Below are 13054 nucleotides of genomic sequence, written 5' to 3' on the forward strand. Positions count from 1 at the left end.
TGTGGCACGGTGTCACGAATGCGCGCTGAGCGTCTGCACGACGTCGGCGAGTGACTCGTCGTTTCCGACATTTCCGGCAAAGACGACGTAGGGGACTCCGCGGGCCGGCCCGTCCACGGGCTGCCAGAGCGAGACGATGCCCGGGAGCATTGGTCCGCGCACCACCGCATGGCGGATCTCAAGCCCGTGGGCGGCGACGTCGGACGAGGTGATGCCGCCCTTTGCGATGACGAACCGCACCTTGGCTGAAGCGATCGTTGCGCGGACGACGTCGACCACCGACTGTGACACGAGCCGGGCGATCTGCAGGCTCCGCTCCGGATCCTCCGAGCGCACCAGCTGGCGGCTTGTATGGAGGATGACCTCGCCGCGGCTCAGCCCCTCGACGACCGCGGCTGTGGTGCTGCCGATCTCGGCCTCCCGCGTGTCCGGCTCAAGGAGTGCCTCGACCGACAGTTCGACGCGCACGGCGGGGTGCCGGCGCACGAGGGCGTCGAGTTGGCGGGTGGTGAGCCCGACGTGGGAACCCACCACGATCAAACCTCCCGCCTCTGGCGCATCGAGGCCGGCGAAGACCTCGGGCGCGGTGAGGGGAGCGTGTTCGCTCTGGCCGATGCGGGCGCGCACGAAGGGTGGGCCCACCCGGTACAGGAGCTTCCTGCCGCGGCGCTCCGCTTCTTCGAGCCCCAGCGCCAGGGCGCGGAGATCGTCCTCGTTGACGATGTCGGGAATGATCGGCGTCGACTCCCGCGCGTTTTCGATCGCGTCGGCAATGGCGCCTGCGCCGCTGCGGATAGTGGCGAGGTCGAGAAGGATCACCCGTGCGGCAGGGAGGCGCCCGCCGGACTTCTCCTCGATGTACTCCGCGAGGTTCGAGGAGGTGAAGCCGAAGGTAGCGTCCTTCGCGAATTCGGTCTCGGCGACCGGGGTGAGCCCGCCGTCGTCGTCCCGCACATAGTGGACGCCTCCGATGGTGATGCGACCGGCCTCGGGGAAGGCGGGGACGACCACGACGCCGTCGGTGGGAATGCCCTTGACGTCCCTCAGGGTAGCCGCGATGGTGTCCGGTTCGAGCGGGAAGTGCCCGCGCAGGGTGGAGTCGCTGCGGCTGACGAAACCGATCGTGGTGCCGGTCGAGTCGGCGGCGGCAAGGGCGTTGGTGGCGATCTCCCGGTTCCTCCGCTCGGCCTCAGCCGGGTCGAGGCTGCGGGTGTTCGTCAGCACGTACACCGCCGGAGCGGCTGCACCGCGGATGCGGTGCGAGAAGGCCCACCGGAAATCGTCGGGTTCCCAGGCGGTGAGGACCGGGAGGTCGGCCACGGATTGGGTGCCCGTTGGGTCATCATCGAGGACCACCAGAACCCGCCCCGAGGCCGCGACGGCGGCGGCAATTTCCCGAGGATCAGTGGGGACGGTGCCCGGATACTGGGCGAGCAACGCTGCTTCGCGTGTCAAGAGTATTCACATCCTCGGGAAGACCTTGTCAGACGTCATATGTGTGGTGTTAGTGTTTCAGCCAGCATCTAGCCCGTCAACGAATTGGGGGCGTTGCTGCAGAACAGTCACTGACCGGGCAACGGGGCTTGGCCAGCGTTCCGTCGAGGGGTACATCACCGTGGATATACAACTTCTTTTGGCACTGGTTCTGGGAATTGCCACAATCATCGTCCTCGTGCTCCGCACGCGTCTTGATGCCTTTGTGGCCCTCCTTATTGCGGCTCTGGTGACCGGCATGGTCGCAGGTCAGGCGCCGCTGGACATCGTCTCGTCGATCACCACAGGGTTCGGCAATACGCTGGCCACGATCGGAATCGTGATCGGCCTCGGCGTTGGGATCGGCAAGATCCTCGAGGTGTCGGGTGCGGCGACAGCGCTCGCCCTCGCGTTCCTGAAGGTCTTCGGCAAGGGCAGGGAGCCGTGGGCGATGGGCAGCGTTGGAGCCCTCGTCTCGATCCCGGTGTTCTGCGATTCCGGGTACGTCATCATGAACCCGCTCGCCCGGTCGATTGCGCGCGTGGAGAAGGGCGGTTACATCGTCCTCGCCCTGGCGCTCGGCTGCGGCATGACCCTCACCCACCACCTCGTCCCGCCGACACCGGGGCCGCTCGCCGTCGCCGGTATCCTCGGGGCGGACCTCGGTGCGCTCATCCTGGCCGGGCTCGTCTTCACCGTGATCCTGCTGCCGGTCGTGGTTTTCTACGCCAAGTGGATGGGTCCGAAGCTCGAGTCGCAGATCAACGCCAACGTCCGCACTGCCGTCTACGGCTCGGCCGCAGCGGTGTCGACCGGCGGGCGGTCGGCCGGCGCATCCGGCGGAGCATCAACCGGCACGACGCTCGCTGACCGAACCGCAACGGCGGACGCCGCCCCGGCAGGTGCCCACACCGACGGGCGCGACGACGACCCCGGCGCCGGCGACGCTCCGGTGGATCCTGCCGCCGAACTCGGCACGCCTCCCGAGGGGGCGAAACCGCACCGGGTAGGGGCGTTTGTCGCATCGCTGCCGCTGCTCATCCCGCTGCTGCTGATCATCCTCAACACGGTGAGCGGCGCCATTGACCAGAACAACCAGGGCGTTGTCGGCACCGGTGAGTACGAGCCGTCCGCCTGGGCCGTGCCGCTGGCCTTCATCGGCAACCCCGTCGTCGCGCTGGTGATCGGCGTCCTCCTCGCCGTCTACGTCCTGCTGCCGCGCTGGACCCCACGCTCTAAGGTGCAGGGCTGGTTCGCTGACGCCGCGGCCTCGGCAGGGCTCATCCTCCTGATCACCGGCGCCGGTGGCGCACTGGGACAGGTGCTGCGCGACTCCGGCGTCGGCGACGCCCTCGCCGTGGCCATCGCTGCGACCCCGCTGCCCGCTTTCCTCGTTCCGTTCCTCATCGCGTCACTGGTGCGCATTGCCCAGGGTTCCGGAACGGTCGCAATGATCACCGCCGCGTCAGTCACCGCTCCGCTGGTCGTCTCCCTTGGCATCGATCCCATCGTCGCAGCCCTGGCCTGCACCGCCGGTTCGATGGTGTTCAGCTACTTCAACGATTCCTACTTCTGGGTGGTGACCCGTTTCGCCGGTCTGGATGGCACGGCGGCCCTGCGTGGGTGGTCGGGGATCACCACGGCCGTCTGGGCCGGGTCGATTCCCCTGCTGTTCCTCGCGAACCTCGTGCTCGGGTAACGGGGTACTTGGGGGAGGCCGTCGTCGCGGAAGCGGCGGCGGCCTTTGCTTTGGTGGCGACTAGCCGACGAGCTTCGCGTAAACGACGTAGTTGTCGTCGAACTGGCCGGTCGCCGGATCGAATCCGTCGCAGGTAATCAGGCGCAATTCGGCCCCGTCGGTATTGCCGTACACCTCGGTGGTGGGAAAGGCGTCCTTCGGATACTGCTCGCCGCGGTCGACGGCGAATACTGCCGTTGTGCCGTCCTCGCGGGTTACCTCGATTTTGTCCCCGGCCTTCAGCTGCCGCAGCGAAGCGAAGATGCCGGGCCCGCCGTCGGTGGCGTTGACGTGCCCGAGGAGAACGGATGGTCCACGCTCGCCCGGAGTGGGGGACTGGTTGTACCAGCTGGCAGGAGCGCCCGGGCCGTCGGGCGGCACTTCAAGAGTTCCGTTGGTGCGCAGGCCAAGGCTGAGCAGCTCCGATTTCGCGCCAGTTGAGGGAATGCTGAATGACACCGGCGCTGATGCCGCAAGGACCGGAAGTTTCGGGTCGGTGGCGGTGGCGGACGGGTTCGGCGAAGGCTTCGCCGACGCAGACGGCGAGGGCAGCCGTGTCGGCTCGGCTGATGGCGATGGCGGAGGTGCTGCCTGGGCAGCGGAAGGTGAAGTAGGAGCGTCGGACTGGACGGTGGAACCGCAACCCGTGAGCAAGAGAAGGGCTACCACCGCAGCGGCGAGCGGGCCCCTGCGGCGGTAGCCGGTGAAACGCGTCATGCGTAGGACAATATCGGATCGATTCGGATGGTGGTGGGACTCCTCCTAAACGTTGCTGCGGCGGCGTACGAGGAATGTTCCGCCGGCTGCGGCGGCGAGGACGAAGCCACCGCCCAATAGAACGGCCCCCGTGGTGTCGTTCTGTGGCTCCTGTGCCACGCCGGTGTCAGCTCCACCGTTGGGCATTTGGGTTACCTGTGGCGGTGTTGCCATGGGGTAGTTCGCGTTTTCGCACCCAACGTTGTCGAGGTCGCTGTCCAGATGGGTGCCATAACGGGGATCAGTTGAAGGGATGTTGTACACACCGGCTGCCGCAGCAGCGGAACAGTTGGCGAAAGGTACCGCCATGGCGGGTGCCGCTGAAAGTGCTGTGAAACCGGCTGCTGCCACCAGGGCAAATGCTGCTGAGCTCTTTTTCATTGGTTTTCCCTACAGATTGTTGAGTTACAAGAGTTACTTATGTGACGGGTTACACAACGATTGTAAGCACCCTTAACACTCCCTGAGAAGACCCTTATGCAAACGGATATCGGATCGGATATCTAGCTACTTTCATCGCCGATAAGCCATGCGGAGGCTTCGAGCAATACCCTGGGAACGGGCGAGACGGAGTGTCGTGCTAATTTGTATGTGTCCCGGAAGTTTAGGGATAATGGCAATCAATCCAGTCGTGCAGTACCTGGTCAAGAATCGCGATTGCAGCTGTAACGGAAGTTCAGCGAAGATAGTTTCATGTGCATAGAAGCGCAGAGCCTTGTCGGTGTCACCGGCAGGGCTTTTTTGTCGTCTAGAACAAAGGAGCAACGATGAACAACTGCGAGGACTACCCGGAGCTTTACGTTGACGGAAGCTTCTTCATGGAATTCTTCGCCGATGAACGCGACGAGCACGGCCTGCCCATTCTGACTATTGCGATGTTCCCGGTGGCCGTCACCGGTGTGTCGTCGGAGGGCAACTGGGTATACGGGCCCGACGGGCGATACCTGATGGAGGAGTTGATAATCCCACTCGAGGAGACGCCGTTGACGCTTTCAGAGCTGGAGGCACGTGGGCTCTTGGAAAGGCAGGTAATCATCAGCGCAGATGTAACCGGCCCTGGGCTGGCCGCCACCGAAATTGAACCCTTGTTCGGCGTCCCAGCGGCGGCGATGATCCTTGCAGTCCTGGAGAGCGCTCTGCTTGGCGAGGAATTGAACGGCGATGTCAGGGGCGCTCGATACCGCAACGCTGAAATGAGCGATGCCGGACGCGTCCTTGCAGTTCAGTCAATGCAGGAGAACCTCGCCCGAGAGCTGTCACTAACGGCACAGGGGCGGGTGATGTTGGATTTCCTGCACAAGGCGCTAGCCCTTGGGTAGGGAGGTTGCGCGGAATCTCAGGAAAAGTGGGCAGTGACGCACTCCGTGACTTTCTGTGACGGACCGTTCTCGACGCGGGCGCCGTCCTGCCCGTAGGGTCGAATTCAGAATCAAGAGTTCCAACGCAAAACCCTGGTTTGTTGGACGGCAACCCTCTCGCTGTAGCGGGGTGCCCCAGGTGAGGATTCGGCCCGGCCGGCGGAGATGACCGGAGGGCAAGTACGGCACTTACCTCTTGGCAAGTGCCCTAATGCAAGGGTTCTTTTGCCATGTCCTTATCCCCACATTCCTCCAACTCGCCCCGTCAGATCCGCTTCAACGCTTTCGACATGAACTGCGTCGGCCACCAGTCTCCCGGTCTGTGGCGCCACCCCGAGGACCAGTCCTGGCGGTACAAGGACCTCCGCTACTGGGCAGACCTCGCGAAGACGCTCGAAAAGGGACTGTTCGACGGCATCTTCATCGCCGACGTCCTCGGCACCTACGACGTCTACGGCGGCTCCGACGAGGCCACTCTCCGCCAGGGCACCCAGACTCCGGTGAACGACCCGTTCCTCCTGGTCTCCGCCATGGCCCTGGTGACCGAACATCTCGGGTTCGGCGTCACCGCAGGCACCGCCTACGAGCACCCGTACCCGTTCGCCCGCCGCCTCTCCACGCTCGACCACCTGACCAACGGGCGGTTCGGCTGGAACGTTGTCACCGGGTACCTGCCGTCGGCGGCGCGGAACCTCGGGCAGACCGACCAGCTCGAGCACGACGAGCGCTACAACCACGCCGACGAGTACCTCGAGGTGCTCTACAAGCTGCTCGAAGGCTCCTGGGAGGACGACGCCGTCGTAAGAGACACCGAGACCGGCGTCTTCACCGACCCCGCGAAGGTCCACGGGATCGGCCACGAGGGCAAGTACTTCACGACGCCGGGAATCCACCTCAGCGAACCCTCCCCGCAGCGCACCCCCGTGATCTACCAGGCCGGGGCTTCACCGCGGGGCATCGCCTTTGCCGCAGGCAACGCCGAGGCCGTCTTTGTTGGCTCGCCGACCAAGGAGATCCTCAAGGACACCGTCACGAAGATCCGCGACGCCGTCGAAGCCGCAGGGCGCGACCGCTACTCCGTGCGCGTCTACACGCTGCTCACCGTCATCACGGACGAGACGGAGGAGAAGGCGCAAGCCAAGCACGCCGAGTACCAGCAGTACGTCAGCTACGAGGGAGCCCTGGTGCTGGTCTCCGGCTGGTTCGGCGTGGACCTCTCCGTCTACGGACCGGACGAACCGCTCGGGAACGTGAAGTCGAACGCCATCCAGTCGGCCGTCGCCAACTTCTCCAAGGTGGAGGACGACGGCAAGCCGTGGACGGTACGCGACATCGCCGAGTGGGCGGGCATCGGCGGGCTGGGCCCGCGCGTCGTCGGCTCCGGCGCGCAGGTCGCCGAGGAGCTCCAGGCGTGGGTGGAGGAGACCGACGTCGACGGGTTCAACCTCGCCTACGCGATCACGCCGGGCTCGTTCGAGGACGTGGTGAAGTACGTGGTACCCGAACTGCAGAAACGCGGCGCCTATCCCACCGAGTACGTCGAGGGGACGCTGCGCCACAAGCTCTTCGGCCGCGGCGACCGGCTGCCCGCCGAGCACCACGGCAGCAGCTACCGCCTCCAGCCCGCTGCCCGCTGACTTCCCGGGGAGAAACTAGCGGGCCCCTGAATTAGTAAACCGACCAAAACCTACCGACACGGTGCGGATTCGGTGAGGGCTGGACCGGCCCAGCTTCGAGGTTGGCCGCGCCGTGCGTGATTGGCCGGTTCAATCGGCACGGCAAAGGCCCCGCCTCCTTCCGGAAGCGGGGCCTTTGTTGTGGAGCCTTTGCTGTGGCGGAGATGCTCAGCCGCGCAGGCGCTCCATCCCTGGGTCGAACAGTGGCTCGGCCGCGACGGTGGCACGGACCCGCTCGCCGAAGTATTCGATCTCAACGGAGTCGCCCTCGGCAACCGCGGCGGGCAACCAGGCGTAGGCGATCGGCCTGCCGATCGAGAACCCGTAGGCGGCGCTTGTGACGTACCCGGCGGCTTCACCGTTCACGAACACGGGCTCCTTGCCCATCACCACCGAAACACCGTCGTCAACCGTGAGGCAGCGCAGCGCCCGGGCCGCAGCCTTCTCCCGGCGGGAGGCCAGGGCGTCGGAGCCCTTGAAGCCTTCCTTGTCCTTGTTGACCGCGAAACCGAGCCCGGCTTCGAAGGGGTGGTGCTCCGAGGTCATGTCGGCACCCCACAACCGGTAGCCCTTTTCAAGACGCATGGCGTTGAAGGCCCCGCGACCGGCGGCGATGATGCCGTGCTCCTGGCCCGCCTCAAACAACAGGTCCCAGAGCCGAAGCCCGTGTTCCGCCGTTGCGTAGAGCTCCCAGCCGAGCTCACCGACGTACGAGAGGCGCATTGCGGTGACAGGGATTCCGCCGATGCTGATCTCTTTGGCGCGGAAGTAGCGCAACGCCTCGTTGCTGAGGTCGTCATCGCTGACCTTGGCCATGACGGTCCGTGCCAGCGGCCCCCACAGTCCGATGCAGCAGGTGGAGCCGGTGATGTCGGCGATGTGCGCCCACTGCCCGGGATCGCCCGCGGCCTGCTCCCGGGCCTCGCGGCGCAGGTACTCGAGGTCAACGTTGCTGTTGACGCCCAACTGGAAAGTCTCCTCGCCCAGCCGCGCCACCGTGACGTCGCTGCGGATGCCGCCGTCGTCGTTGAGCAGGAGGGTGTAGGTCACCGCCCCGGGCTTCTTCGCGATGTTTCCCGTGCTGAGCCGCTGGAGCAGCGACAGCGCCCCGGGCCCGCTCACTTCGAGGCGCTTCAACGGCGTCATGTCGTAAAGGCCGACGGCGGTGCGGGTCCGCCAGGCTTCGGCCGCCGAAATCTCGGAGTGGAACATCCCAGCCCATTCACTCCGCGGCGGCGCCTGCCATTCCTCTGGGAGCTCAGCGAGCAGTGGGCGGTTGGCTTCGAACCAGTGCGGGCGTTCCCAGGCCGCCGACTCAAGGAAAAACGCTCCAAGTTCCTTCTGGCGGGAGATGAACGGGCTGACGCGAAGGTCACGCGGGGACTCCCGGGGCTGAAGCGGATGCAGCACGTCGTAGATCTCCACGAAGTTCTGCTGCGAGGTTTCGCTGACGTAGGCGTCGCTCGTTTGCACCTTCTCGAAGCGGGTCACCTCGCACCCGTGAAGGTCGGTGCGGGACTGCCCCTCGACGAGCAGTTCCGCCATGGCCTTGGCCACGCCGGCCGAGTGGGTCACCCAGACGGCCTCGGCAACATAGAACCCGTCGACCTCAGCCGATTCGCCAAGGAGCGGACCGCCGTCGGGGGTGAAGGAGAAGATCCCGTTGAAGCCCTCCGCAATCTGCGCCCCCTGCAGCGCGGGGAGCAGATCCTGACTGTCTTTCCACGAGGGAAGGAAATCGGCTTCGGTGAAGTCGAGGCGGGACGGCATGCGGTGCTCGGACATCTCGTCGGCGCCGACGCGGGGGAGGGTATCGAGGTCAACCGGCATGGGGCGGTGCGCGTAGCTGCCGATCCCGATCCGGTCGCCGTGTTCGCGGTAGTAGAGGTCCTTGTCCTGGTAACGCAGGATCGGCAGCCGGGCGCCTCCGGGCTCGTTCTGTGCACCGTGCCCGGGCAGCGCCGTCGTCTTGACGTACTGGTGGGCAAGCGGCAGCAGCGGCACCTTCATGCCGACCATCTTTCCGACCTCCCGGCCCCAGAACCCCGCGCATGTGACCACGATGTCCGCGGGGACGACGCCGTCGGGGGTCTCGACGCCAGTGACCCTGCCGTTGGCCTGGGTAACGCCGGTGACGGGAGTGGAGCCGATGAACTTCACTCCTGCCTCTGAGGCGCGGCTGATGAGCAGCTGGACGGCACGGGCGGCGGAGGCGAGGCCGTCGGTGGGGATATACAGCCCGCCGAGCACGGCGTTCGACTTCAGCAGCGGGTAGTGCTTCTCGCACTCGTCCGGGTCGATCAGCCGGCCCTCGATGCCCCAGGAGGTGGCGAATCCCAGCCTGCGCTTCAGCTCGCCAAGCCTCGCCTCGGTTGTGGCGAGCTCAAGCCCGCCGACCTGGTTGAAGCAGGAGGTGCCGTCGGCGCGCAGGGAGAGGAGCTTGTCCACTGTATAGCTGGCGAAGTCCGTCATGGTCTTGGACGGGTTGGTCTGGAAGACGAGGCCTGGCGCATGCGACGTGGATCCGCCGGCAAGGTGCAGCGGCCCCTGCTCAAGGACGGTGATGTTGGTCCAGCCTCGGGTCGCGAGTTCGTCGGCGAGGTTCGCTCCAACGATTCCGGCGCCGATGATGACTACGCGGGGTGATGCGTTCATTCTTGTTCTCCTGGTGGCGTCAGCGGAATACGACGGTGCGGGTGTTGCTCAGCAGGACCCGGTGCTGGCAGTGCCATCGCACTGCACGGGCGAGCGCCTGCGATTCGGCGTCACGGCCCACTGTCACTAGGGCGTTGGCGTCCTGGGTGTGGTCAACCCGGAACACTTCCTGCTCGATGATCGGCCCTTCGTCGAGATCCGGGGTCACGTAGTGGGCGGTGGCGCCCACAAGTTTCACGCCCCGGTCGTACGCCTGGTGGTAGGGCTTGGCGCCCTTGAAGCCGGGAAGGAAGGAGTGGTGGATGTTTATGGCACGGCCGCGCAGTGCGGTGCACAGCTCGTCGGAGAGCACCTGCATGTAGCGCGCCAGGACCACAAGGTCCGCGTCGTATTCCTCGACCAGTTCCAGCAGCCTGCGCTCGGCCGCCGGCTTTGTGTCGGCGGTGACGGGAACGTGGATGAAAGGCAGGCCGGCGGCCTCCGCCATGGAACGCAGGTCCTCATGGTTCGAGACGACGACGGCGAGCTCCCCGCCGAGGCTGCCTGCCTTCCACCGGGAGATCAGGTCATTGAGGCAGTGGCCGAACCGGGAGACCATCACCAGCACCCGCTGCGGGCGGCCGTCGTGGATGGTGAAGTCCATTCCGAAGTCGGCTGCGATCGCCGCAAACTCCTCGGCGAGGCCCTCGGCGGTGACCTCGGGAGATTCCCCGGTAAAGGCCGTGCGCAGGTAGAGGTTCCCGCTGACGTGGTCATCGAACTGCTGGTGTTCAACGATGTCGAACTCCCGGTCGGCAAGGAAGCAGGTTATCGCCCGGACGATGCCGGGGCGCTCCGGGCAGGCGAGGGTCAGCACGAATTGGGCGGTCCGGGTATGGGGGTCTGTCACGGAGCCACCGGAGGGGCGGCTTCCAAGAGCAGTTGTCACTAATTCTCCTTTGAGGTTTCGGCGGCGACAGGACAGCGCCGCTCGCCGGTGGCACAGCGTTCATCGCATTGATGCTTGGTGACGAGGTCGAACTGCGCGCCGCGGTGCTGGCTGACACCGGAGCGGACGGCACGTTCGACGACGGAGTTGGCGAGGCGCCTCCGCAGGGAGAGCGGATCCCTGCGGAGGTCGCGCGTCAGGGCGAAGCAGAGCAGCAGCATCACCAGGACAAACGGAAGGGCGGCGATGATCGTGATCCGTTGGAGCCCGGAAAGGGCCTCCGCCGGCTCGTCGCCTCCTGCCATCAGCATCACTGCCGCGACCGCCCCGGTGAGCACGCCCCAGAAGATCACGAGTCCGCGGGTCGGGTGTTCGGTGCCGTTGGAGCTGAGTGACGACATCACCAGGGAGGCCGAATCGGCGCCGGTGACGAAGAAGATTGCCACAAGCACCATGGCAAGGATTGCTGTTGCGGCGGCGATTCCGCTGGAGAGGGGCAGGTTCCTCAGGAGGTCGAACAGGGCGCCGTCGAAGTCGATCGAGGGTGCGCCGTCGACAATTGTGACGAGCCCGTCGTTCGGGTCATCGGTTGCATCGGCTGCCTGCTGGACGCCGAAGGCGGCTCCGCCGAAGATGCCGAACCAGATGACGCTGACCATGCTCGGTACGAGGAGCACGCCGGTGACGAACTGGCGGATGGTGCGGCCGCGGCTGATCCGGGCGATGAACATGCCCACGAAGGGCGTCCATGAGACCCACCAGGCCCAGTAGAAGATGGTCCAGCCGGACATCCACTCCCGCAGCGCTTCGTCACCGACGGCCTCGGTGCGTGAAGCCATTTCGGCAAAGTCACGGGCGTAGTCCCCGATGGCTGCGGGGATCAAATTCAGGATGAACAGGGTGGGGCCGGCGACGAAAACGATCAGGGCGAGGAGGACGGCCAGCACCATGTTGATGTTGGCGAGCCATTGGATGCCGCGGCGGATGCCGGAGACGGCAGAGGCAACAAAGCAGACGGTAAGTATCGCGATGATCGCCACGAGCACCGGGGTGCCCAGCTCGCCGACCCAGCCGTTGGAGGCGAGGCCGCTTCCAATCTGGAGCGAACCAAGGCCCAGCGATGCGGCGGTGCCGAAGAGCGTCGCGAAGATCGCGAGGATGTCGATGAACTTGCCTGCCGGGCCTTCAACCGTGCGGCGGCCAAACAGCGAGGTGAAGGCGGCGGAGATCAGCTGACGGCGGCCGAGGCGGAAGGTGCCGTAGGCGATGGCGATGCCCACGACGGCGTACATCGCCCAGGGGTGGAGCGTCCAGTGGAAGATCGAGGTGGCCATGGCCGTCTGGATGGCGGCCGGCGTCTGTCCGTCGACCGTCCCGGGTGGCGGCGAAACGTAATGATAGAGCGGCTCGGCCACCCCGTAGAACATCAGGCCGATGCCCATGCCTGCAGCGAACATCATGGCGATCCAGGAGATTGTGCGGAACTCAGGCTTTTCGCCGTCCTTGCCAAGGGGAATGTCCCCGAAGCGGCCTAGGGCGAGCCAGAGCACGTACACAACAAAGAGGGATGCCAGGGCGATGAAGAGCCAGCCCGTGTTCTGCATGACCCAGTTCAGCGCCGTCTGGGAGGTGGTCGACATGCTTTCGGTGCCGAGGAAGCCCCACAGCACAAAGGCAAGGGCCAGTACACCGGTGATTCCGAAGATTACCTTGTCGAGCCCCAGCGGGCGCGGGGGGCGGGCCGCCGCGGATTCTGAACGCCCGACGTCCTGCTGCAGTTCGTCGAGAATCCGCTCATTGTCTTCACTGGGCGGGAGGGGTTCATAGCCGGCAGGGTGCAAGGATCCACCCCGAAGGCCATTCTCCGTGCCTCTTGCGACAGGGATTTCGTTGCTGGTTGCCATGGCTCTTCCTTTGGATGGATGCTCGGGCGGTTCAGGTCTGGCCGTTGATGCTCAGTCCGGGCGGGAGGTTGGGGGCATCGCTTGACTCGGCGACCATGATGTCGCCGTCGACCACTGTTACTTCATGGACGCGCACGGGAAGCTTGGCCGGCGGGGCATCGACCCTGCCCGTCCGCAGGTCAAACTTTGATGCGTGTAGTGGGCATTCGACCTCGCAGTCCTCAACCCACCCATCGGCGAGGGATGCATCCTGATGGGTGCAGGTGTCGTCGATCGCGAAAAGCTCGCCGTCCTCAGTATGGAAAACGGCGATGGGTGGCGAGGTATCGAGACGCAGGGCATCGCCCCGCGCTAGTTCGGTGAGGGGGCATGCCTTATGCATGAAGGTGGCCTCTCTATGGTGAGGAGCGGGCCCGGTCGGCGGTTGTTCCATATGAATCAACGAAGACCGCGATAAGCAACAGCGTGAGGTATATCACAGAGATATGTCAAGGGCTGCGACGGAGCAATTTCCCCTCTTGACACGGTCTCTGCGCTTCCCGCAGAGTGTTCCGTATGACGAAGTA

10 protein-coding genes and 1 riboswitch are annotated in these 13054 nt (G+C 65.3%); of the genes, 3 read left to right on the forward strand and 7 right to left on the reverse strand.

The annotated features are described in order from the left end of the window. Positions 1-12: 12 nt before the first annotated feature. The gene (locus AC4D2R_RS04315; RefSeq protein WP_490937845.1) at positions 13-1455 is read right to left on the reverse strand and encodes a four-carbon acid sugar kinase family protein; all 1443 of its coding nucleotides are present in this window, start codon (positions 1453-1455) and stop codon (positions 13-15) included. A 160-nt stretch (positions 1456-1615) separates the two neighbouring features. On the opposite strand from AC4D2R_RS04315, the gene AC4D2R_RS04320 reads away from it, so the two are divergent. Beyond that, on the forward strand, positions 1616-3172 hold the full coding sequence (locus tag AC4D2R_RS04320) for a GntP family permease (protein ID WP_490937850.1): 1557 nt from the start codon (positions 1616-1618) through the stop codon (positions 3170-3172). A 60-nt stretch (positions 3173-3232) separates the two neighbouring features. Here AC4D2R_RS04320 and AC4D2R_RS04325 read toward each other — a convergent pair whose 3' ends face one another. Together AC4D2R_RS04325 and AC4D2R_RS04330 are read right to left on the reverse strand one after the other, a co-directional pair. Further along, on the reverse strand, positions 3233-3928 hold the full coding sequence (locus tag AC4D2R_RS04325) for a class F sortase (protein ID WP_490937853.1): 696 nt from the start codon (positions 3926-3928) through the stop codon (positions 3233-3235). Between the two features lie 45 nt (positions 3929-3973). Next, on the reverse strand, positions 3974-4348 hold the full coding sequence (locus tag AC4D2R_RS04330) for an excalibur calcium-binding domain-containing protein (RefSeq protein WP_490937855.1): 375 nt from the start codon (positions 4346-4348) through the stop codon (positions 3974-3976). A gap of 386 nt (positions 4349-4734) precedes the next feature. On the opposite strand from AC4D2R_RS04330, the gene AC4D2R_RS04335 reads away from it, so the two are divergent. Beyond that, positions 4735-5286 (forward strand): hypothetical protein, encoded by a 552-nt coding sequence (locus AC4D2R_RS04335; protein WP_490937857.1) that lies wholly within the window; start codon positions 4735-4737, stop codon positions 5284-5286. A gap of 108 nt (positions 5287-5394) precedes the next feature. After that, positions 5395-5514: riboswitch (SAM riboswitch) on the forward strand. A 41-nt stretch (positions 5515-5555) separates the two neighbouring features. Further along, a complete protein-coding gene (locus AC4D2R_RS04340) occupies positions 5556-6962 on the forward strand; it encodes an LLM class flavin-dependent oxidoreductase (RefSeq protein WP_490937859.1) in 1407 nt (468 codons plus the stop codon). Positions 6963-7169: 207 nt separating this feature from the next. Here AC4D2R_RS04340 and AC4D2R_RS04345 read toward each other — a convergent pair whose 3' ends face one another. Genes AC4D2R_RS04345 through AC4D2R_RS04360 form a run of 4 tightly spaced genes read right to left on the reverse strand, consistent with a single transcriptional unit; the run spans position 7170 to position 12870 of the window. Continuing rightward, entirely contained in the window at positions 7170-9656 is a 2487-nt protein-coding gene (locus AC4D2R_RS04345) for a GcvT family protein (protein ID WP_490937861.1), read from the reverse strand. Between the two features lie 19 nt (positions 9657-9675). Beyond that, entirely contained in the window at positions 9676-10584 is a 909-nt protein-coding gene (gene purU / locus AC4D2R_RS04350) for a formyltetrahydrofolate deformylase (RefSeq protein WP_490937863.1), read from the reverse strand. Then, positions 10584-12488, reverse strand: coding sequence for a BCCT family transporter (locus AC4D2R_RS04355; RefSeq protein WP_490937865.1), 1905 nt, complete (start codon positions 12486-12488; stop codon positions 10584-10586). The genes purU and AC4D2R_RS04355 overlap by 1 nt, the downstream gene beginning before the upstream one ends. Positions 12489-12519: 31 nt before the next feature. Next, positions 12520-12870 carry a bifunctional 3-phenylpropionate/cinnamic acid dioxygenase ferredoxin subunit gene (locus AC4D2R_RS04360; RefSeq protein WP_490901898.1) on the reverse strand — a complete coding sequence of 117 codons (351 nt, stop codon included), beginning with the start codon at positions 12868-12870 and terminating at the stop codon, positions 12520-12522. Between the last annotated feature and the right edge of the window lie 184 nt (positions 12871-13054).

It is taken from the genome of Arthrobacter sp. TJ-217, assembly GCF_058269255.1.

Bases quoted from the DNA above. Each gene is read 5' to 3' on its own strand.
- AC4D2R_RS04325 (WP_490937853.1), bottom strand. From the start codon at position 3,928: ATGACGCGTTTCACCGGCTACCGCCGCAGGGGCCCGCTCGCCGCTGCG.
- AC4D2R_RS04330 (WP_490937855.1), bottom strand. From the start codon at position 4,348: ATGAAAAAGAGCTCAGCAGCATTTGCCCTGGTGGCAGCAGCCGGTTTC.
- AC4D2R_RS04335 (WP_490937857.1), top strand. From the start codon at position 4,735: ATGAACAACTGCGAGGACTACCCGGAGCTTTACGTTGACGGAAGCTTC.
- AC4D2R_RS04340 (WP_490937859.1), top strand. From the start codon at position 5,556: ATGTCCTTATCCCCACATTCCTCCAACTCGCCCCGTCAGATCCGCTTC.
- AC4D2R_RS04345 (WP_490937861.1), bottom strand. From the start codon at position 9,656: ATGAACGCATCACCCCGCGTAGTCATCATCGGCGCCGGAATCGTTGGA.
- AC4D2R_RS04355 (WP_490937865.1), bottom strand. From the start codon at position 12,488: ATGGCAACCAGCAACGAAATCCCTGTCGCAAGAGGCACGGAGAATGGC.
- AC4D2R_RS04360 (WP_490901898.1), bottom strand. From the start codon at position 12,870: ATGCATAAGGCATGCCCCCTCACCGAACTAGCGCGGGGCGATGCCCTG.